Source organism: Variovorax sp. CF079 (assembly GCF_900101545.1).
In the GTDB taxonomy this organism is placed as follows: Bacteria; Pseudomonadota; Gammaproteobacteria; order Burkholderiales; family Burkholderiaceae_C; genus Variovorax.
Genome location: NZ_FMZU01000031.1, coordinates 47,235 through 67,968, shown reverse-complemented (window position 1 = coordinate 67,968; position 20,734 = coordinate 47,235). Strand labels below are relative to the sequence as shown.

Annotated in this window: 20 protein-coding genes; 14 read left to right on the top strand and 6 right to left on the bottom strand. The window is 69.2% G+C overall.

Features of this window, described 5'->3' with window-relative positions; translation table 11 throughout:
- Window positions 1-243 precede the first annotated feature (243 nt).
- Complete coding sequence (locus BLS74_RS30915; RefSeq protein WP_093111389.1) at window positions 244-2,151, top strand: ATP-binding cassette domain-containing protein; 1,908 nt, start codon at window positions 244-246, stop codon at window positions 2,149-2,151.
- Window positions 2,152-2,225: 74 nt separating this feature from the next.
- Entirely contained in the window at window positions 2,226-3,950 is a 1,725-nt protein-coding gene (locus tag BLS74_RS30910; RefSeq protein ID WP_093111387.1) for a phospholipase D family protein, read from the top strand.
- An 11-nt stretch (window positions 3,951-3,961) separates the two neighbouring features.
- Here the strand turns inward: BLS74_RS30910 and BLS74_RS30905 are convergent, their stop codons facing one another.
- Window positions 3,962-5,389, bottom strand: a complete 1,428-nt coding sequence (locus BLS74_RS30905; protein ID WP_093111385.1) for an aminotransferase-like domain-containing protein — start codon at window positions 5,387-5,389, stop codon at window positions 3,962-3,964.
- A 102-nt stretch (window positions 5,390-5,491) separates the two neighbouring features.
- Between BLS74_RS30905 and BLS74_RS30900 the strand changes: the two genes are divergently transcribed.
- From BLS74_RS30900 to BLS74_RS30855, 10 genes are read left to right on the top strand one after another with little or no spacing between them, the layout of a single operon-like run.
- Entirely contained in the window at window positions 5,492-6,091 is a 600-nt protein-coding gene (locus BLS74_RS30900) for a LysE family translocator (RefSeq protein ID WP_093111383.1), read from the top strand.
- On the top strand, window positions 6,088-7,017 hold the full coding sequence (locus tag BLS74_RS30895; protein WP_093111381.1) for a DMT family transporter: 930 nt from the start codon (window positions 6,088-6,090) through the stop codon (window positions 7,015-7,017). The genes BLS74_RS30900 and BLS74_RS30895 overlap by 4 nt, the downstream gene beginning before the upstream one ends.
- Before the next feature lie 25 nt (window positions 7,018-7,042).
- Window positions 7,043-8,257 (top strand): aminotransferase-like domain-containing protein, encoded by a 1,215-nt coding sequence (locus tag BLS74_RS30890; protein WP_093111379.1) that lies wholly within the window; start codon window positions 7,043-7,045, stop codon window positions 8,255-8,257.
- A gap of 24 nt (window positions 8,258-8,281) precedes the next feature.
- Complete coding sequence (locus BLS74_RS30885) at window positions 8,282-8,893, top strand: DJ-1/PfpI family protein (RefSeq protein WP_093111377.1); 612 nt, start codon at window positions 8,282-8,284, stop codon at window positions 8,891-8,893.
- Window positions 8,890-9,528: a LysE family translocator gene (locus BLS74_RS30880; RefSeq protein WP_093111375.1), complete on the top strand. Its 639-nt coding sequence runs from the start codon at window positions 8,890-8,892 to the stop codon at window positions 9,526-9,528. Before BLS74_RS30885 ends, BLS74_RS30880 begins: the two co-directional genes overlap by 4 nt.
- Before the next feature lie 2 nt (window positions 9,529-9,530).
- On the top strand, window positions 9,531-10,172 hold the full coding sequence (locus BLS74_RS30875; RefSeq protein WP_093111373.1) for a glutathione S-transferase family protein: 642 nt from the start codon (window positions 9,531-9,533) through the stop codon (window positions 10,170-10,172).
- A gap of 5 nt (window positions 10,173-10,177) precedes the next feature.
- Window positions 10,178-11,089, top strand: a complete 912-nt coding sequence (locus BLS74_RS30870; protein ID WP_170855780.1) for a PhzF family phenazine biosynthesis protein — start codon at window positions 10,178-10,180, stop codon at window positions 11,087-11,089.
- 8 nt (window positions 11,090-11,097) lie between these two features.
- Entirely contained in the window at window positions 11,098-11,784 is a 687-nt protein-coding gene (locus tag BLS74_RS30865; protein WP_093111369.1) for a VOC family protein, read from the top strand.
- A 1-nt stretch (window position 11,785) separates the two neighbouring features.
- Complete coding sequence (locus BLS74_RS30860) at window positions 11,786-12,421, top strand: LysE family translocator (protein ID WP_093111367.1); 636 nt, start codon at window positions 11,786-11,788, stop codon at window positions 12,419-12,421.
- A gap of 3 nt (window positions 12,422-12,424) precedes the next feature.
- Window positions 12,425-13,390: a threonine dehydratase gene (locus BLS74_RS30855; RefSeq protein WP_093111365.1), complete on the top strand. Its 966-nt coding sequence runs from the start codon at window positions 12,425-12,427 to the stop codon at window positions 13,388-13,390.
- 12 nt (window positions 13,391-13,402) lie between these two features.
- Here the strand turns inward: BLS74_RS30855 and BLS74_RS30850 are convergent, their stop codons facing one another.
- Both BLS74_RS30850 and BLS74_RS30845 read right to left on the bottom strand, forming a co-directional pair.
- The gene (locus tag BLS74_RS30850; RefSeq protein ID WP_093111363.1) at window positions 13,403-14,041 is read right to left on the bottom strand and encodes a dioxygenase family protein; all 639 of its coding nucleotides are present in this window, start codon (window positions 14,039-14,041) and stop codon (window positions 13,403-13,405) included.
- A gap of 52 nt (window positions 14,042-14,093) precedes the next feature.
- Window positions 14,094-18,023 (bottom strand): autotransporter outer membrane beta-barrel domain-containing protein, encoded by a 3,930-nt coding sequence (locus BLS74_RS30845; RefSeq protein ID WP_093111361.1) that lies wholly within the window; start codon window positions 18,021-18,023, stop codon window positions 14,094-14,096.
- Window positions 18,024-18,247: 224 nt separating this feature from the next.
- On the opposite strand from BLS74_RS30845, the gene BLS74_RS30840 reads away from it, so the two are divergent.
- Window positions 18,248-18,922, top strand: a complete 675-nt coding sequence (locus BLS74_RS30840; protein ID WP_093111359.1) for a histidine phosphatase family protein — start codon at window positions 18,248-18,250, stop codon at window positions 18,920-18,922.
- Here BLS74_RS30840 and cutA read toward each other — a convergent pair.
- The 3 genes from cutA to BLS74_RS30825 form a co-directional block, all read right to left on the bottom strand.
- Window positions 18,913-19,245 (bottom strand): divalent-cation tolerance protein CutA, encoded by a 333-nt coding sequence (gene cutA, locus BLS74_RS30835; protein ID WP_093111357.1) that lies wholly within the window; start codon window positions 19,243-19,245, stop codon window positions 18,913-18,915. The two genes, BLS74_RS30840 and cutA, sit on opposite strands and share 10 nt — an antisense overlap.
- Window positions 19,246-19,393: 148 nt before the next feature.
- Window positions 19,394-19,726, bottom strand: coding sequence for a hypothetical protein (locus tag BLS74_RS30830; RefSeq protein WP_093111355.1), 333 nt, complete (start codon window positions 19,724-19,726; stop codon window positions 19,394-19,396).
- 15 nt (window positions 19,727-19,741) lie between these two features.
- The gene (locus BLS74_RS30825; protein ID WP_093111353.1) at window positions 19,742-19,987 is read right to left on the bottom strand and encodes a GlsB/YeaQ/YmgE family stress response membrane protein; all 246 of its coding nucleotides are present in this window, start codon (window positions 19,985-19,987) and stop codon (window positions 19,742-19,744) included.
- Between the two features lie 115 nt (window positions 19,988-20,102).
- Here BLS74_RS30825 and BLS74_RS30820 point away from each other — a divergent pair, with 115 nt between their 5' ends.
- The gene (locus BLS74_RS30820) at window positions 20,103-20,732 is read left to right on the top strand and encodes a YbhB/YbcL family Raf kinase inhibitor-like protein (RefSeq protein ID WP_093111351.1); all 630 of its coding nucleotides are present in this window, start codon (window positions 20,103-20,105) and stop codon (window positions 20,730-20,732) included.
- Window positions 20,733-20,734 lie beyond the last annotated feature (2 nt).

Here is a 20,734-nt window from a genome sequence, read left to right as displayed (position 1 = left end):
CCACCCCACTCACCCCAGCCTCGCCACCTCGGATCCCTTCAGGATCCCAAGCTGCTCGCCGTCTTGAGCGGAGCCTTCGATTATGACACGGTTTTGAACCACCCGCCACGCTCGAAGCTCTTGCCTTCATCGACCTGCGCAGCGCTTCGTTGGAAGCAAGGCAACGGGTCGTTTTGAGCCGAGCCCACGAGTATATGCCAAGTTTTCGGGTCGGCAAGCCAGTCCTCCGATAATCGGCGTCACATGGCACTCATCACACTTCTCGACGCGCAACTCGCGTTCGGCCACGTCCCGCTGCTGGACCACGCGGACTTCTCACTCATCGAATCGGAGCGCATCGGCCTGATCGGCCGCAACGGCGCCGGCAAGTCCTCTCTTCTCAAGATCCTGGGCGGGCTGGAAAAGCCCGACGACGGCACGCTGCAGCTTCAACAAGGTCTGCGCGTCGCCTATGTTGCGCAGGAGCCCCTGCTGGACATGGACGCCGACGTCTTCACGGCGGCGAGCGCAGGGCTGGCAGAAGTGATCGCCATTCGCGACCAATACCTGTCCGGCGCCGCGGGACTCGACCTCGACGCGCTGCAGTCGCAGATCGAGGCCTTCGATGCCTGGAACTGGGAGCAGCGCGTCGACGAGACGCTCCACCGCCTGCATCTGGACGGCAGCGCGCGCATCGGCGCACTGTCGGGGGGAACCCGCAAGCGTGTGGCACTGGCGCAAGCGCTCGTGGCCGCTCCCCACGTGCTGCTGCTCGACGAACCCACCAACCACCTCGACCTCGATTCGATCGAATGGCTCGAACAGCTGCTGATCGACTTCAAGGGCAGCGTCGTCACCATCACGCACGACCGCAGCTTCCTGAACCGCGTGGCCACGCGCATCGTGGAGCTCGATCGGGGAAAGCTCGGCTCCTACCCCGGCAATTTCGAGCAGTACCTGATCCAGAAGGAAGAGCAGCTGGCCCAGGAAGCGGTCATCAACGCCAAGGCCGACAAGCTGCTCGCACAGGAAGAGGTATGGATCCGCAAGGGCGTGGAAGCTCGCCGAACGCGCAGCCAGAGCCGCATCAGCCGCCTCGAGGCGCTGCGCTCCAACCGCGCGGCCAGGCGCGAAGTGATCGGCAGCGTGAACATGGACGTCGCCTCCGGCCAGTCGAGCGGAAAGATCGTCGCGGAACTCACGGGAGCCTCCAAGGCCTTCGGTGAGAACACCGTCATTCGGAACTTCACCGGCACCATCCTGCGCGGCGACAAGGTCGGCCTGATCGGCCCGAACGGCGCCGGCAAGACCACGTTGCTGAAGCTGATCCTCGGCGAACTCGAGCCCGACAGCGGCAAGATCCGCCGCGGCGCCAACCTGCAGGTGGCGTATTTCGACCAGATGCGCGATGCGCTCGATCTCGACGCCACGCTGGAAGACTTCATCAGCCCCGGCAGCGAGTGGATCGAGATCGGCAACCAGCGCAAGCACGTCAAGAGCTACCTCGCAGACTTCCTGTTCTCGCCCGCGCGCGCGCATTCACCGGTGCGCTCGCTCAGCGGCGGGGAACGCAACCGCCTGCTGCTCGCGCGGTTGTTCGCGCGGCCGGCCAATGTGCTGGTGCTCGACGAGCCGACCAACGACCTCGACATCGACACGCTGGAGCTGCTCGAAGACTTGCTGCAGAACTACGACGGCACGGTCTTCCTCGTGAGCCACGACCGCACCTTCCTCGACAACGTGGTGACCAGCACCATCGCCTTCGAAGGCGGCGGTCACTGGCGCGAGTACGAAGGCAGCGTGCAGGACTGGCTGATCCAGTCGAAGCGCGCACGAGAGTTCGCCGCCCAAAGAGCGGCCGCATCTGCGCCCGCTCCAGCCCCTGCGGCGGCCGCCGCGGCGCCCGCCGCCGAAGCCGCCCCGCGCGCGACGCCCCGCAAGAAGCTCAGCTACAAGGAGCAGCGCGAACTCGAGACACTGCCCACGCAGATTGCAGCCCTGGAAGAAGAACAGAAGCGCATCACCGAGATGCTCGAACTCGACGGCGGCGCCATCTACGCCAACGAGGCATCGCGCGCAGCCGAACTGGGCGAGCGCCATGCGCAGATCGACGACGAACTGCTGGCCGCGCTCGAGCGCTGGGAAGAACTCGGCGCGGCGCGCCAGGGATAGCCGGGCTTTCGTCCGACGCGCGGCGTGGCGCGGCTGCGCTATACATGTAGTTACCCAAGCTCATCAATTGCTGCATGTTCGCATTCCGCGCTCTCGGACGATCCGCCCGCCGCTGGTGCGTGGCAGTGGGCATTGCGCTGGTACTGCCGGCTTGCGCCGAACTGCCCAAGGATGTGCAACGGCCGGTTTCGACTTCGCTGGCCTCGCCCGCCGGGACCCCGCTCGCAGCCTTGGTGCAGCAACGCCGAACCGCCGCCGGCGCCCGCTCCGAATCCGGCTTTCTGCTGCTCGACGGTCCGCCGGCCGCCTACGGCAGCCGGCTCGCGCTGGCCGAAGGCGCACAGAAGACCCTCGACCTGCAGTACTACGCCATTCATGCCGACGCCAGCACCGACCGGTTGCTCCAGGCGGTACGCGATGCGGCACAGCGCGGCGTGCGCGTGCGCATCCTTCTCGACGACTTTCACAGCACGGGGCGCAACGCGCTGGTGATGCGCCTGGCCTTCGTTCCGAGCATCGAGATGCGGATGTTCAACCCGCTGGCGGGGGCGAGGGGCTCGAGCCTGGGTCGCCTCTTCAATGCGCTCGACGATGCGTCGCGCATCCAGCAGCGCATGCACAACAAGCTCTTCATCGCCGACAACGTGCTCGGCGTAACCGGGGGGCGCAACCTGGGCGATGCCTATTTCGGCAATGGCCAAGCGGGCAATTTCGTCGACCTCGATGTGCTGGCCGCGGGGCCGGTCGTGCAAGACCTTTCGCGAAGCTTCGACGCCTACTGGAACAACGAACGCGCCTATCCGGTGCAGTCGCTGGTGACGCGTGAAGAACTCGAGGCGATTCGCAATGAGACCCGCGCCGAGCCCAAGACGCAGGAGAACGATAGCGAGCCACGCCCTCCCAATGCTGCGCCTGCGATCGAACGGCGCGCTCGCGCCTGGGACCAGAAGCCGATGGACCTGACGAGCGCGACCTTCGTCTGGGCACCCGCGGCGGTGCTGGTCGACAAGCCGGCCAAGATCCCGGCGGATGTGCCGCGCGGCAGTCCCGGCAATGAGAAGGCACCGGGCCTCGTCGTGACGCAGCAAGGCCGACGGCCTTCTTCGGCCGCAACGCGCGGCGGCAGCTCGCTCACGGCCGCGGCCGATACGGCTGCCGACGGCGAAACGGTGGTCGAGGGCCTGCTGCAGCTGATCGGCCAGGCGAAGAGCGAGCTACTCATCATCTCGCCCTACTTCGTGCCTGGGCAGGACATGAAGCAGGCTTTCGCGGCGGCACTCGCGCGCGGCGTCCGGATCCGCGTGCTGACGAACTCGCTGGCTTCCAACGATGCGCCGGTCGCCCATGTGGGCTATGCGCGGCACCGCGAAGAGCTGCTGTCGATGGGCGTCGGCCTGTACGAGATGCGCAGCGAACAGGCTGGGCTCGGCAGTGCTTTCGGCTCCGCGGGCGGCAGCGAGCCTGGCGAATCACGCTCGATGCTGCATTCCAAGGCCCTGGTGATGGACGGCCGGCTGCTGGTGGTCGGTTCGATGAACCTCGATCTGCGCTCGCAACTGCAGAACACCGAGATCGCGCTCCTGATCCGCAGCGACGAACTCTGCCGCGTCGCGAGTGGCCAGATCGAGATTGCCATGCGCGACGGCGCATGGCATGTGGAGCGCGGCGACAACGGCCTCGTATGGCGCGCCCCGCAGAACAGCGGACTGAAGGACAGCGCCACCGAGCCCGACGCCAGTGTCGGCTTGCGGCTGTTGTTGAAGCTGTTCGGCCCGTTCGCGCCGGACCGGCTACTCTGAGGCGCCCGGCTTCAGAGCTGCGTCTTCACCCGCGCGAACACCTTCCAAAAAGTCGCGTCCTGCGCCGTCGCGAAGTTGATCCGCATCAGGGTGCTCGGCGGACGCCGCGCATGGAACAGCGAGCCCGGCGCCAGCAGATAGCCCTCGTCGAGCATGCGCTGGGTCAGCGCATCGGTGTCGACACCGGTGTCGACCCAGCCGAACAGCCCCGCCGGCTCCGAGGCCAGCGTGCAGCCGGCTGCGAGCGCCAGCTTGACAGTACGTCCACGTGCGCCGTCGAGCCGCAGCCGGATGCGCTCGGCATGCCGGCGCAACTGCCCCTGGTCGATACACCACGCCAGCGCGCGCTCGAACAGCGAGGGCGTGGTCAAGGTCGTGAGCAGCTTGGTTTCGAGCATGCGCCCCACCAAGGCCGGCGAGGCAGCGAGAAAGCCGATACGCCAGTTGGGCGCCAGGATCTTCGCGAAGCCGCTCACGTAGATGGTGCGCTGTAGTCCGTCGAGCGCGCTGAGCCGGGTGGCATGCTCGGGCGCGAGATGGCTGTAGGTGTCGTCCTCGACGATGTGGAAGTTGTGCTTGTTCGCCAGCTGCAGCACGCGGTGCGCGCTGCCCGGGGTGAGGCTGTAGCCGGTCGGGTTGTGCAGCACGCTCACGCTCACGAAGAGCTTGGGCTGGTGGCCGTTCCCAGCATCGCAGTAACGCTCCATCACTTCGAGATCCGGCCCTTCGGCCTTGCGCGGCACGGGCAGGATGCGCATGCCGAGCGCCTCGAGCCGCGCGAATTCCAGCGCCCAGCCGGGCTCCTCGACCATCACCGCGTCGCCGGCGCGCAGCAGCGTGCGGCTCACGATGTCGAGCGCGTGCGTCGCCCCGACGGTGGTCACGATCTGTTCCGGCCCGGCCGGCACGTTGATATTCGCCAGCTTGGTCGCCAGGCTGCGGCGCAGGCCGCTGTCGCCCGCGGGCTCGCCGTACTGCAGCGAAAAATCCTTGAGCGCCCGGGTGCTCGTCACGCGGCGCACCGCAGCGGCCGTGAAGGGCGAGTCCAGCCATTCGGACGGGAACACGCCCATGCCAGGCTGCGGCTTGTCGCTGGGACGATGGAACATCCCGCGGATGAGGGTGCTCGCATCGGCGGGCACGGGCTTGGCGGCGGGCTCCTCCGAGATCGGGCCCATGGTCGACAAGGCCGGCCCGGCCTGCGCCGCGATCGAGTCGCGCACATAGAAGCCACGCTGGCGCCGGGCTTCGACCAGGCCCTGCGCGAGCAACTGGTCATAGGCCGCGACCACCGTGTGCGGGCTCACGCCCTGTTGTCGCGCGCACTCGCGCACCGAGGGCAGGCGCGCGCCGGGCGCCAGCAGGCGCGTGCGAATGCGCTCGGAAAAACGGTCGGCGAGTTGCTCCGTCAGCGACTGGGTCGAGGTCCGTGTCAGCATGCGCGTCTGTGTTCTGTGTCGATCGTTGGACCGATACAGGCTCGGTCCTTGTCCGGCGATCTGTATCGGTACTGTAATGGTCCTCAGTTTAGAGTGTGTCCCATGAACTGGCAAGAATTCACCGCGCTGCTGGTGTTGGCCACGGCGATGAGCTTCTCGCCCGGACCGAACACCACGCTGTCGACCACGCTCGCCGCCAACGGCGGCCTGCCGCGCGCGATGCGTTTCGTCTTTGCAGTACCGGTGGGTTGGACCCTGCTGCTGTTGCTGTGCGCGGCCGGCATCGGCGCGCTGGTGCTCGCCGCGCCGTCGCTGCGCTGGGCCATCAAGGCGCTCGGTGTCGCCTATCTGCTGTGGCTCGCGTGGAAACTCAGCGGCAGCGCGACGATGGGCCAGGCCGACGGCCGGCGCCTCTCGGTCGGCTTCAAGCAGGGCGTGCTGCTGCAGTTCCTCAACATCAAGGCCTGGCTGCTGGCGCTGACGCTGGTGGCGGGCTGGATCGCCGGCCATGCCGATGCGCTGCAGCGTCTTGCGATCGTGGCGCCGGTGATGCTGGTCTATGCCTTCACCAGCAACTTCATCTATGCGCTGGCCGGCGCGCTGCTGCGCAACTGGCTGGCCCAGGGAAAGCGGCTGCTCTGGTTCAACCGCGCCATGGCCGCCGTGCTGGTGCTCACGGCCTGGTGGATGGCGAGCGTATGAAGATCAAGGACGAGACTCTGGGCATGTGGCTCGGCGTGCTGGGCGTCGCCTTCTTCGCGGTCACGCTGCCGATGACGCGGCTCGCCACCGGCACGCAGGACGCGCCGCAGCTCTCGCCCTGGTTCGTGACTCTGGGCCGCGCGGCGCTGGCCGGCGTGCTGTCGGCGATCTTCCTGCTCGTCACGCGGCCACCCTTGCCGCAGCGCCATCAGTGGAAGCCGCTCGGCATGGCCGTGCTGGGCAACGCGATCGGCTACCCGCTGCTGCTGGCCTATGCGCTGCGCGTGGTCAGCGCGAGCCATGCGGCGGTGGTCACGGCGTTGCTGCCGCTGGTCACGGCAGCCTGCGCGGCCTGGGTGCTGCACCAGCGCGCGCGGCTCGGCTTCTGGCTCTGCGCGCTGGCAGGCAGCGCGCTGGTGATCGTGTTCTCCGTGCTGCGCGCGGGCGACCAGGGCGCCGCCTTCGGCTTCGCCTGGGGCGACCTGCTGCTGGTCGGCGCGGTGTTCGCCGCCTCGCTGGGCTATATCTACGGCGCGCAGGTCACTACAGCCCTGGGCGCGGAGCGCGTGATCTGCTGGGTCTGCGTGATGGCGCTGCCCGTCACGCTGCCGGGCACGCTGTGGTTGTGGCCCGAGCAGCCGGTGGCCGTCTCGGCCTGGATCGGCTTCGTCTACGTCGGCGTATTCTCGATGTGGATGGGCTTCTTCGCCTGGTACCGCGGCCTCGCGATGGGCGGTGCGCTGCGCGTGAGCCAGACCCAGCTGCTGCAACCCTTTCTCTCGATCCTCGCCGCGGTGCCGCTGCTCGGCGAGCCGATCGACATCGTCACCCTCGGCTTCGCGGGGGCGGTGGTGGCCACCGTGGTGGCCGGCAAGAAGCTCTCGCAACCGCGCACGCCCGCCGTGCTCGCAGCGGCATCACGATAACGACTCGCACATCCAAGGAAACGACATGAACTGGAAACTCGCCGCCCGCGCCGAAAAGATGAACCCTTCGGTGATCCGTGAAATCCTCAAGGTCACCGAGCGCCCCGGCATCATCAGCCTGGCCGGCGGCCTGCCCTCGCCCAAGACCTTCCCGATCAGCGCCTTCGCCGAGGCCTGCGCCGAAGTGCTGCACAAGGACGGCCAGGCCGCGCTGCAGTACGCCGCCAGCGAAGGCTACGCCCCGCTGCGCGAAGCGGTCGCGGCGATGCTGCCCTGGCCGGTCGATCCGGCGCAGGTGCTGATCACTACCGGCTCGCAGCAGGGCCTGGACCTGATCGCCAAGGTGCTGCTCGATCCGGGCAGCCGCGTGCTGGTCGAGACGCCCACCTACCTGGGCGCGCTACAGGCTTTCTCGCCGATGGAGCCCGAGCCCGTGAGCGTGGCCAGCGACGACGAGGGCGTGTCGGTCGACGACCTCGTGGCAAAAGCGAAGGACGCGCGTTTCGTCTACCTGCTGCCCAACTTCCAGAACCCCACCGGCCGCACGATGACCGAGGAGCGCCGTGCCGCAGTATCGGCCGCGGCCGCGAAGGCCGGGCTTCCGATCGTCGAGGACAACCCCTACGGCGACCTCTGGTTCGACGAAGCCCCGCCGTTGCCGCTGACCGCGCGCAACCCCGAAGGCTGCGTCTACCTCGGCTCCTTCTCGAAGGTGCTGGCGCCGGGCCTGCGGCTGGGCTTCATGGTGGCGCCCAAGGCCATCTTTCCGAAGCTGCTGCAGGCCAAGCAGGCGGCCGACCTGCACAGCCCCGGCTTCAACCAGCGCATGGTGGCCGAAGTGATGAAAGAGGGCTTCCTCGATCGCCACGTGCCGACCATCCGCGCGCTCTACAAGCGCCAGCGCGATGCGATGCTGACCGCACTGGCGCGCGAGATGAAGGGCCTGGGCGTGGAGTTCAACAAACCGGCCGGCGGCATGTTCCTGTGGCTGCGCCTGCCCGAGGGCATGGACGCGGTGGCGCTGCTGCCGAAGGCGGTGGAACGCGGCGTGGCCTTCGTGCCGGGCGCGCCCTTCTATGCGGGAGCCAGCGATCCGCGTACGCTGCGCCTGTCCTTCGTGACCGCGAGCGTCGAGGAGATCGACACCGCGATCACCGCGCTGGGCGAGGCCGTGCGCGAGCAGCTGGCGCACAACGCGGCTGCCGAGGTCGAGCGCCAACTCGCCGCCAGTCCCGTGTAAAGGGCATCGAATCAAGGCACGACGATGCACATCGCCATCCTCACCTTCGAAGGGTTCAACGAGCTCGACTCGCTGATCGCGCTCGGCGTCCTCAACCGGATCAAGAAGCCGGGCTGGCGCGTCAGCCTGGCCGGGCCGAGCGCCTCGGTCACGTCCATGAACGGCGTGACGGTGAAGCTCAGCGCATCCCTGGCGGATGCCTGCGAGGCCGAGGCCGTGATCGTCGGCAGCGGCATCCGAACGCGCGAGATCGCGGCCGATCCGGCCATCCTCTCGGCGCTCACGCTCGACCCGTCGCGCCAGCTGATCGGCGCGCAGTGCTCGGGCACCTTGCTGCTGGCCAAGCTGGGCCTGCTGGGCGCCGTGCCGGCCTGCACCGACCTGACGACCAAGCCCTGGGTGCAGGAGGCCGGCATCGAGGTGCTGAACCAGCCCTTCTTCGCGGCCGGCAACGTGGCGACCGCGGGCGGCTGCCTCGCGTCGCCCTATCTCGCTGCGTGGATCATCGCGCGCACCGAAGGCCCCGAGGCCGCGGCCGATGCGCTCCACTACGTCGCGCCGGTGGGCGAAAAAGAAGCCTATGTCGCGCGCGCCATGAAGAACATCACGCCCTACCTCGAGACGCGCACGCCATGATCGACCTCGCGACCCTCTCGCTCTTCCTGGTGGCGGTGCTGGCGCTGTTCCTCTCGCCCGGGCCCAACATGGCTTTCGTGCTCTCGCACGGCGTCGCACTGGGGCCGCGCGCCGGCTTCGCGGCCGGGCTCGGCATCGCGGCGGCGGACCTGGTCCACACGCTGTGCGCCGCGACCGGCGTCACCGCGCTGGTGGCGGCATGGCCGCCCTCCTTCGACCTGCTGCGCTATGCGGGCGCGCTCTACCTGCTGTGGCTCGCCTGGCAGGCGCTCCGCTCGGGCGATGCACGCCTGCAGGCGCACGCCGATCGCGCCGGCTTCGCGCGCGTGCTGCGCATGGCCTGGCTCAACAACCTGGTGAATCCGAAGGCGCTGCTGTTCTTCATGGTCTTCCTGCCGCAGTTCGTCGACCCGGCGCGCGGCAGCGTGCCGATGCAGCTGGTGATGCTGGGTGTCGCGCTCTCGCTGGCCGGGCTCGTCTTCAACACCGTGCTGGGTGCCTGCAGCGGACAGATCGGCCGCTGGCTGCAGCGCCGGCGCGGCGCCGCCGGCTTCCAGCGCGGCCTGCTCGCCACGGTGATGATCGCGCTGGCCGTTCGTCTTCTCTTGATCGACCGCCCCTCGAAGGGATTCTGACCATGCTCAATATCTGGGGGCGCATCAGCTCCATCAACGTCCGCAAGGTGGTGTGGTGCGCGCAGGAGATCGGGCTCGATTTCCAGCGCACCGAGGCCGGCGGCAAGTTCGGCATCGTCCAGACGCCCGAATACCTGAGGCTCAATCCGAACGCGCTGGTGCCGGCCATCGACGACGGTGAGGGCGAGGGCCGCGTCACGCTCTGGGAATCGAACGTGATCGTGCGCTACCTCTGCGCCAAGCACTCGCCCGGCAAGCTCTATCCCGAGCCGCTGGCCGCACGCTTCGACGCCGAGCGCTGGATGGACTGGCAGCAGACCACGCTGAATCCGGTGAGCGCCGGTGCCTTCAGGCAGTGGGTCCGCGTGCCTTCGGACCAGCGCGACCCGGCCGTGATCGCGCATTCGGTGCATGCCACCGAGCCGCTGTTCGCGCTGCTCGACGCGCACCTCGCCACGCGCGCCTTCATGCTCGGCGATGCATTCACGATGGCCGACATCCCCGTGGGCTGTGAAGCGCACCGCTGGTTCGGCCTGCCGCAGACCGAATACACGCGGCCCGCCTGGCCGCATGTCGAGCGCTGGTTCGCCGATCTGCGCAGCCGCGCCGGCGCACGCGGCGTGCTCGACCTCGCACTGGAATGAAGCTCATGAAAACCCGCCCCTTCAAGCAAGTCGACGTCTTCACGGCGAAGCCCTATCTCGGCAATCCCCTCGCGGTGGTGCTCGACGCCACCGGCCTCGACGATGCCGCGATGCAGAGCTTCGCGAAGTGGACCAACCTTTCAGAGACCACCTTCCTGCTGCCGCCCAGCGAACCGTCGGCCGACTACCGCGTGCGCATCTTCACGCCGGGCGGCGAGCTGCCCTTTGCCGGCCACCCGACGCTGGGAAGCTGCCATGCCTGGCTGCAGGCCGGCGGCCGGCCCAAGGCGGCAGGCCGCATCGTCCAGCAGTGCGCCGCGGGCCTGGTGCCGATCCGGCACGAGGGCGAACGGCTCGTTTTCGCCGCGCCGCCGCTCAGGCGCAGCGCGCCGAGCCCCTCGCTGCTGGCCAAGGTGGCCGCCGCGCTGGGCCTCAAGTCGCAGCAGATCGTGGCTGCGCAGCTGCTCGACAACGGTCCGGTGTGGCTGGGCCTGCTGCTCGACGACGCGGACACCGTGCTCGCGCTCAAGCCCGACCACCGCATGCTCAAGGAGCTCGGCCAGAAGGTCGGCGTGGCGGGCGTCCCTGCGGCGGAAGACGATGCAGCCTCGCCCCTGATCTCGCGTTCCAACCGCGAGGCGCGCGCCTTCGCGCGCTCGAACGACGAAGGCATCGGCCTCGAGGTGCGCGCCTTCGCGGCGCCGATCGGCGTCGAGGAAGATCCGGTCACGGGCAGCCTCAACGCCAGCCTCGCGCAATGGCTGATCGCCGATGGGCACCTGCCCGAACGCTACCTCGCGGCGCAAGGCCAGTGCCTGGGCCGCGCAGGACGCGTCCATGTGTCGCGCGACGCGGAAAGCCAGGTCTGGATCGGCGGCGACTCGGTCACCTGCATCGACGGCAAGGTCACGCTCTAGGAGGCCTCGTGCAAGCGCGCATCGACCACCTTGTGATCGCCGCCGGCGACCTCGACGAAGGCGTCCAGTGGTGCGAAGCCACCTTCGGCATCGCGCCCGGCCCAGGCGGCGCGCATCCGCTGATGGGCACACACAACCGCCTGATGAAGATCGCAACCGTCGAATTCCCGCGCGCCTATCTCGAGATCATCGCGATCGACCCCAAGGCCAGGCCGACGCGGGCCGCCGGCACCCATCGCTGGTTCGACCTCGACGATGCCGAGCTGCAGGCCGGCCTGGCACGCGGCGGGCCGCGGCTGGTGCACTTCGTGGCCGAGGTGCCCGATGCCGGCGCGGCCGTGCAGGCCCTGGCGCGGCAGCGCATCGACCGCGGCCGCGTGCTCGAAGCCTCGCGCGAGACGCCGGCCGGCCGGCTCGCATGGCAGATCACGGTGCGCGACGACGGCCAACGCCTGATGTACGGCACGCTGCCCACGCTGATCGAATGGGGCCCGGTGCATCCGAGCGACAGCATGGCCGATTCCGGCGTCAGGCTGCGTTCGCTGACCGTCGCGCATCCGCGCGCCGGCGACCTGGACGCGGCGATGGAAGCCATCGGGCTTTCGAACGTTCCGGTGAGCACCGGCGCGCCCAAGCTCCGCGCGGTGTTTGATACGCCGCGCGGCACCGTCACGCTCGACTCCGAGGGGATCTGACATGCCGATGAGCTTCACCGAACTCGCCTTGTTCGCGCTCGCCGCGCTGGTGCTGGTGCTGACGCCCGGCCCGAACATGATCTATTGCGTCTCGCGCGCGCTGTGCCAGGGCCGCGCGGCCGGACTGATGTCGCTGGCCGGCGTGCTGCTGGGCTTCGTGGTGCACCTGATGGCCGCGGCGCTGGGGCTGACGGCGCTGCTGATCGCCGTGCCCTTCGCCTTCGACGCCATCCGTTTGGCCGGCGCGGCCTACCTGATGTGGCTTGCCTGGCAGGCGGTCAAGCCGGGCGGCAGCGCGCCTTTCGAGGCCCGGCTGCTGCCCGACGATCCGCCGGCCAAGCTCTTCAGCATGGGCTTCGTCACCAACCTGCTGAACCCCAAGGTGGCGATGTTCTACCTCTCCTTCTTCCCGCAGTTTCTGCATCCCGAGCGCGGCTCGGTGCTGCTGCAGAGCCTGATGCTGGGCGCGGTGCAGATCGGCGTCAGCGGTGGCGTCAACGTGCTGCTGGTGCTGAGTGCCGCGCGCCTGACGGCCTTCCTGTCGCGAAGCGAAGGCTGGCTGCGCGCCCAGCGCTATGTGATGGGCAGCGTGCTGGCCGCGCTCGCGGTGCGCATCGCGCTGCCGGAACGCAAGTAGCCGATGCGATTCACACGCGAAGAGATCGCCGCCGCGCGCCGCACCGTCTACGCGGCGATGCCGCCGACGCCGCAGTATGCCTGGCCGCTGCTGGCCGGGCGCCTGGGCTGCACGGTGTGGACCAAGCATGAAAACCACACGCCGGCCGGCGCCTTCAAGCTGCGCGGCGGGCTCACCTACTTCGAGACGCTGGCGCGCGACGAGCCCGGGGTGCGCCATGTGATCAGCGCCACGCGCGGCAACCACGGCCAGTCGGTCGGCTTCGCCGCGCGGCGCCACGGCCTGGCGGCGACCATCGTGGTGCCGCACGGCAACTCGGTCGAGAAGAACGCGGCCATGCGCGCGCTCGGCGTCACGCTGGTCGAGCACGGCGACGAGTTCCAGACCGCGAGCGAGCATGCCGCGCACCTGGCCGAGCGCGACGGGCTGCACCGCGTGCCCTCCTTCCACCGCGAGCTGGTGCGCGGCGTCGCGACCGCCTATGTGGAATTCTTCGAAGCGCTGGCCGATGCGCCGCCCGAGGTGCTGTTCGTGCCGATCGGACTGGGCTCCGGCTTCGCGGCCGCGACGGCGGCGCGTGCGCATTGCGGCGTCAAGACGCGGCTCGTCGGCGTGGTGTCGGCGCATGCGACCGCGTATCTCGATTCGTTCCGTGCCGGCCGGGCGATCGAAGCGCCCGTCAGCACAAGGCTGGCCGACGGCATGGCCTGCCGCACGCCGGTGCCGGAGGCGCTGGCAGTGATCCGGCGCGAAGCCGACGAGGTGGTCGCGGTGAGCGACGAGGAAGTGGCCGCGGCGATGCGCACGCTGTTCACCGACACCCACAACGTGGCCGAAGGCGCGGGCGCGGCGGCCTTGGCGGCCGCGATGCAGCAGCGCTCGCGCTGGCAGGGCAAGACGGTCGGCATTGCGCTGACCGGTGGCAACGTCGATGCCGCGATGTTCGCCGAGGTGCTGTCGCAGCGTTGAGAGCGGCCCGCCTCAGGCCGCGATGACGATCGGAAAACGCGCCCGCACGCCATCCGCCGCCGGCTCGAAAGGCACGGTGATCGCGGCACGCGAGGCCTCCGGCAGGTTGCGCCAGAGGAAGTCGCGCGCGTTCCCGGGGTCGCCCTCCACATAGAGCTGCGTCGTCAGCAACTCGCGTGCGCCCAACTTCACCTTCACATGGATGTGGGGCGTGCGGCCGCTGTAGGCCACGGGCCGGATGGTGCGAAAGCGATAGCGGCCGTCGGCATCGACCGCCACTCGGCCGAAGCCCTGGAACGCGGCATCGGCGCGGTCGCCGTCGCCGGGGTGGTGATAGTGGCCGTCCTGGTCGCACTGCCAGATCTCGACCTGGGCGCCACGCAGCGGCCGGCCGGCCAGGTCGGTCACGCTGCCCTCGACCCAGGCCGGCTGGCCGCTGCGGTAGTTCAGCGTGCCGTTGCGCAGCAGGTCGTTGTCCACGTCCTGCGGCAGGCGCACGGGGTAGAACGGCCCTTCGGTCTGCGACGGCGTGGCGAGGCGCGCCGCCTGCGGCTGCGCGCGCGCGCCGAGCCAGAGGGCGGGCGCTGCGACCAGCGCGGCGGCGACCGTGCGCCGGGGAAGAGAACCGGGGGAGGTGGTCAGGACACGCATGGCGGTACGAGCCGCCCGGCGCACGCGAGTTCCACCCGCCGCGTTTTCTTTGCTACCAGCGCACGCGCACGCCGATCGCGCCCTGGATCGACGATTTCACCTTGGTGTCGCCGCCGGCGCTGAAGACCTTGCCGACTTCGCCGTACAGGCTCACGGTCTTGCTCAGCGACAGCGTGGCGCCGCCCGCCAGTTCCACCGAGGTGTAGTTGCCCGTGCTGCCGATGGGCGTGACGAAAGGGCCGTTGACGAAGCGCGCGACATCGCTGCCGCCGCTGCCGCGAACCACGCCGACGCGTGCATAGGGCTGCAGCCGCCCGGCCGCGGTGGAAATGTCCCCCTTCACGCGCACGCCGAGGCCGGCGGTCCAGTTGCCGGAATCGTCCTGCTGCACCAGGGCGCCTGCGATCGCCAGGTCGTCGACACGCGCCTTGCGGTAGCTCAGCTGCGCCTGCGGCTCGATCGTCCAGCCGCCGCCGAGCGCAAAGGCCTGGCCGACTTCGACCGAGGCCGTCAGGCTGTTGCCCTTGCCCGAGGCCGCGAGGCCGCCGAGCGGACGGATGGTGTAGCGATGCGAGCCGTACTGCAGCACGGTGTCGACGTAGAAGCCGGTCGCGTTGGCATACGAGGCGTAGGCGCCGAGGTAGCGGGCGCGCAGATCGGTACTGCCGACCGGGCGATAGACGCCGCTGGCGAAGCCGCTCAGGTCGGCATCGCCGTCGAGCGTGCCGACATACACGCCGGCGTGCCAATCCCCGAGCTGTGAGACGTAGAGATCGGTGCCCGCCTGGACGCCGGCGACGTGGCCCTGCGTCGAGGGACTGACGACGCCCGACTGGCGGATGTCGACATCGCTGTAGACGGCGCGTGCCCAGGCGCGGCGCTCGGCCGAGAGCGCACCTTCCACCGGCGTCAGGCTGGCTACCGCACGACCGCTCACGTCGTCGTCGCCGAGGCGGCTGCGCAGGCTGCCGATCATCGCGAGGTCGGTGCGGCGCAGCTGCGACGGCAGGGCCGCGAGCATCGGGGCCTCGGCGCGGTAGGCCGTGACCGGTACCGGCGCGGGCGCCGGAGCGGGTGGCGCCGGGGGAGCCGGCGGAGCCGGAGGCGCAGGTGGAGCCGGAGGCGCCGGCGGGCCGGGAGGCGGCGGGGGCGGTGGCGGGGGCGGCGGGGGCGGCGGAATCACTTCCGAGCGCAGATACCAGTTCTCCCCGGCGCCGCTCGCATCGGCGGCGTACAGGCGGTACTCGAAGGCGCCGGCATCGACGTGGCCCGCTCCGCCGAGCGCAAAGGCGCTCTTGGTCGTCTGCGCCGTGGTGGTGGCGCCGTTCAGCGCGGTGATCACCTCGATGCCGCTGCCCAAGGTCTGGCCGCCGAGGCCGCCGAGGTTGGTGATCTGCAAGGTGGTGCTGCCGCTGGCGACGGCGGTGGCGCCGTCGAGCACCAGCCGGTCGGACGGGCCGCTGGCGCCGAGCATGGTGCCCAGGCGCAAGGTGCCGTTGTTGCCGACGTAGGGGCCGTTCACCGTCAGCGTGGTTCCGGGCGTGGCGCCGACCAGCGAGACGGTGCCATCGTTGTTGAGCGCGGCCATGCTCTGGCTGAAGCCCGCCAGGTCGAGCGTGGCGCCGGCTGCCACGCTGTGCGCCGACACGGCGCTCAGGGTGTTGGTCGCGCCGGCACGCAAGGTGCCGCCGCTGACGGTGGTGCTGCCGGTGTAGGTGTTGGCGCCTGAGAGCGTCAGGGTACCGGTGCCGGCCTTGACCAGCGAACCAGCGCCGGGGGGCGGCCCTGGCATGAAGACGCCGTTCGACATCGTGCCGCTGAAATTGCCGGCGCCGACCGTCAGCTCGCTGCCGTTCAGCCCGACCGTGCCGCTGCCGTTCAGCTGGGCGATGGTCTGGGTCGCGTTGAGCAATTCGACGCCGGACACGGGCTGCCCCGCGACGACATTGCCGGTGGAATTGACCGTGAGGTTCGCGGTCGGCGCCAGGCGGCCGTTGCCGTTCACGAGCACGCTGCCGTTGCCGTTGACGACGAGGTCGCCCGGCACGGTGCCCGCGGCTGCCAGCAGCAGGTTGGCGTTGCCCTGCACCGTGGTCGTGCCGCTGTAGGTATTGACGGCGTTGTACGCGTAGCCGCTCCAGCCGCCGCCGACCCCGTCGAGCGTGATGCCGTGCGCACCGCCGATGCTGCCCGCGAACACGATTGAGCCCAGCGGCGCGACGTGGGTCAGCGTGGCGTCTGCATTCAGCGTCACCGGGCCGGTCCAGGTGGAGGAGGCGACCGGCGCGACATTGAAGCTGTTGTTCACGACGACCGCGTTGTCCAGCTGGACCTGCGTGCCGAAAGTGCCGCCGTTGATCGTCACGGCGCCAGTGCCCAGCGCGCCAACGGCCGTGATGGTGAGCCCGCCGGCATTGAGCGTGGTGCCGCCGCTGTAGGTGTTGGCCGTGCCGATGGTCGTGGTGCCGGGGCCGCTCTGCGCCAGCGAGCCATTGCCGCTGAGCGCGTTGGTCAGCGTGATGTTGTCCGAGCGGTTGACGATCAGCGAAGCGCCGCTGCCGATGGCGATGTTGCCTTGCACGCTGCCGCTGGCGGTGCCCGCCCCCAGCTGCAGGGCACCGCCGCTGATGGTGGTGCCGCCGGTGTAGGTGTTGTCGCCCGTCAGCGTCAGGGTGCCGGCGCCGACCTTGACCACGGCGCCGTTGCCGAGCATCACGGGATTGATGTAGAGCGACCCGTTCTTGTCCTGCGAGCCCGGGCCCGTGTTCGAGATCACCCCGCTGATGGTGTCGTTCTTGTTCAGCGCCCCCACTTGCAGCGTGGCGGTGCCGAGTACGACACTGCCCGAGCCCGACAGGGAACCTATCGCCGCCGCCGGCGCGCTGATGTCGTTGACGTAGACCTGGCCGGTATTGACGACGGTGGCACCGCTCAGGTCCGCCGTGTTCGCCATCTGGAGCGTGCCGCCGTTGTTGAGGGTCGCGGTGCCGCCGTTGCTGTTCTCCTGGAAGATCAGCCGGCCGCCGTTGTTGTTGAGGGTCGCCTGCTGCGCGCTGGCTCCTCCGCCGCCGAACAGCACATAGGTGCCTGCACCGTTGTTGGTGATCGTCGCCGTGCCGGCGTTCGCGCCGTTCTGGAACTGGAGGCCGCTGTTGCTGCCGTTGACGTTGGTGTTGACGCCGACCGGCACCGTGATGGCAAGGTTGCCGGCGCTCGCGGTGGCGTCCTGGAAGCGCAACTCGGCGTTCTCGAGGATGGCGATCGGGCCGCTGCCGAAGGAGCCCGTCGTGTGCGTCCAGACATTGAGGCGGCCGGCCGTCCCGTTGCCCTGCAGGACGGTTCCGCCCGTGTAGTTGTTCGCGGCGTTGTCGATGCTCAGGCGCTGGGTCTCGCTGCCTAGCGCATTGGTGCCGGTGTTGCGCAGCGTGAGCACGCCGCTGCCCGTGATCTGGCCGCTCAGCGTATTGGTTTGGGTGCCGGCCACATCGACGGTGCCGCCGGCGGCGCCGAGCACGATCGCGCGGCCGCTCGAGAAGTTGTCGGCGCCCAGGCGCAGCGTGCCGCCACCGAAAGCGATGGCTCCGCCGGTGCCGAGGTTGGCATCGGAATTCACCTGCAAGGCGCCCGCATTGATCGTCGTGGTGCCCTGGTACGTGTTGGAAGCGCCCAGGACGATGATGCCGGCGCCGGTCTTGACGATGCCGTTGGTACCGCTGACGACACCGCTCTGCGTGGCCGTGCCCGCACCGAGGCTGTTGAGGGTCACGTCCGACAGCGTCGTGTCGATCGCAGCCGCCAGGTTGTCGCCGTCGTTGTAGTCGACGGTCTGCGCGGCGCCGGATGCCGCCAGGACGCTCAGGCCCGCCGCGACCAGCAAGCTGCCCAGGCCGCCGGAGCGCTTGCCGCGTGCGGCCGTGATCTCCGACACCGCGACCCATGCCCCGAGTGCGGGATTCCAGACGCTCCGATATGACTTGTTCATGCTCTGCTGTCCTCTTGTTATGAAAGCGGCGTCCCTGGACCGGCGGCTCTCGATCGGTGTTAACGAAAGTTTGCATTCTTACAGAATGAGAACTTTGTGATTCAACTCATTACATGATTTGTATGAAAAAGTTCACACTTCAGCACCCATCACCCCACCCGTCCAGCGCAGAAAGGTCGCAGCAGTGACCCGCTTTTCCGGCGCGCGCCGGCAGAATTCCGCGCATGGGAACCCTCTATCTCGTACGCCACGGACAAGCCAGCTTCGGCGCGGCCGACTACGACCAGCTGAGCGAACTGGGCCACCGGCAGTCGCGGCGCCTGGGCGAGTACTGGCGCGAACGCGGCATGCAGTTCGATGCCGTCATCACCGGCACCCTGAAACGCCATCGCCAGACCTGGGAAGGCATCGCCGAAGGATTGGGCCTCGCGCGCGACGACGTGCTGCCCTGGCCGGGACTCGACGAGTACGACGCCGAAGCGGTCATTGCGACCATCCATCCCGAGAAGCTCGAGAAGCCCGATTCACCCGAGAAGTACCGCCACCACTTCCGGCTGCTGCGCGACGGGCTGGGTGCCTGGATGCAGGGCCGGACGGCACCGGCCGGGATGCCGAGCTACGTCGATTTCCTGGCCGGGGTGACGGGCGCGCTGGACCACGTGCGCGGCAAGCACCACGGCGCCCGGGTCCTCGTGGTGTCGAGCGGCGGCCCGATCAGCACCGCGGTCGGCCACGTGCTGGGCACCAGCCCCGAGACCACCATCGAGCTGAACCTGCGCATCCGCAACACCGCCGTCACCGAATTCGCCTTCACGCCCAAGCGCCACATGCTGGTGACCTACAACACGCTGCCGCACCTCGACGGCCCGGCCTGGGCGGACTGGGTGACCTACGCCTGAGCGACGCCCGCGCTGCCGTCAGCGAGCCAGCGCAGGTAGTCCGCGGACCCGGCCGTGATCGGCAGCTGCACGATCTCCGGCATTTCGTAGCTGTGGCGTTCCCGGATGAAGGCTTCCAGCACCACATAGCGCGCGGCGAGGGTCTTGATGAAAAGCAGCCATTCGGGCTCGCGGTGCAGCGTGCCCTGCCAGACATAGAAGCTGCGCACGCGCTGCACCTGCACGCAGGCCGCGAGGCCCGCCTCGACGATCGCGGCGGCGAGCGCTTCCGCCTCGTCCTCGGTGCTGGCGGTGGTCATCACGATGCAGGCCGTACCGTCCATAGCGCCTCCTGTCGTTGCACGTCAAAGCGTTCCCGAGCTCCCTTCCAGGAACACCGCGGAGCCGGCTTTGCCGGCCCGCTGGTGTTGCCCCCGGTGAGGGGGTTGGCGTAGCGACACAAAGTGCGCGAAGCCTGGGGGAGAGCTTATTTCAAGCTTGCCAGACGCCATAGCCGGCTTCGCGTAACGCGATGCCGAGTTCGACCTCCATCTCGCGCGCGGCCTCGTAGGGCATCGGGTTGTAGACCGCATAAAGGGCCGGCAACAGCCTGAGCCCATAGTCACGCACGAAGGCGTTGGCCTGGATGCCAGCCTTGTGCTTGTCGAAGCGTACGTCGGGATCCAGCCCCGTCATGCCGACGTAGACGAAGGGCTGGCCGAGCCGATAGTCGGGGTTGGCGCGCCGGAAGCGGGCGATGTTCCAGACCCGGTCGTCGAGTTCGACGACGTAGACATGGTGGTGCGCCCTGGATTTGCGGGCCATCGCTGCCCGGCACGCTCACTTGCGTTTGACGAGGCCCCAGATGAAGAGCAGCACGATCGCGCCGACCACCGAGGCGATGAAGCCGGCCCCCTGGCCCGCGGTGTACCAGCCCATCGCCTGCCCGAGGTAGGTCGCGATCAGCGAGCCGGCGATGCCGATCAGGGTGGTCACGATGAAGCCGGCCGAGTCGTCGCCGGGCTTGATGGCGCGCGCCACGAGGCCCGCGACGAAACCGATCAGGATGGTCCAGACGATGCTCATACGCTTCCTTGGTATTGGAATGGGAGGGAAGAGGCGACCGCGGCAGCGCAGCGCCGTTTCATGATAGCGGAGCCTGCCTACACGCCTGCTGCCGCCCGCGAGCTATACAGGCGGGATGCTCGAAAAACTTCCCGAAGCCATCGGCCACGCCCTGCACGGCGTGCGCGCCGGCCTCGACGAGATCGCCTTCAACACCCTGGGGCTGCGCCAGGGCATGGCCTCGATCTCGGTCGCCAGCCTGGCCTTCGTCGACCATGCGCCGCTGCCGCCGCGCTACACGGCCGACGGCGAAGGCCTGTCGCCGCCCCTGCAATGGACCGGCGTGCCGGCCGGCGCCGCTTCGCTGGTGCTGCTGGTCGAGGATGCCGATTCGCCGACGCCCCATCCGCTGGTGCATGCGATCGTGGTCGGCCTTCCGGCGGAGGACGGCAACCTGCCCGAGGCCGCGATCGCCAGTGCCGGCAACGAGGGAACCGGCGTTCACACCGGCCGCAATTCCTACCTCCAGGCCGCCTGGCTGCCGCCCGATCCGCCGCCGGGACACGGCGTGCACCGCTATGCCTTCCAGCTCTTCGCGCTCGACAGCACACCCGCGTTCTCGGCCAGCCCGGGGCGCGACGAAGTGGTAGATGCGCTGCGCGCGCATGCGGTCGCCAGCGGCTTGCTCATCGGCACCTGCGAGCGGCCCGACGGCACGATCAAGATCAAGGAAGCCGCGCCGGGCGGGCCGGCGGTGGCCGGCTGAGG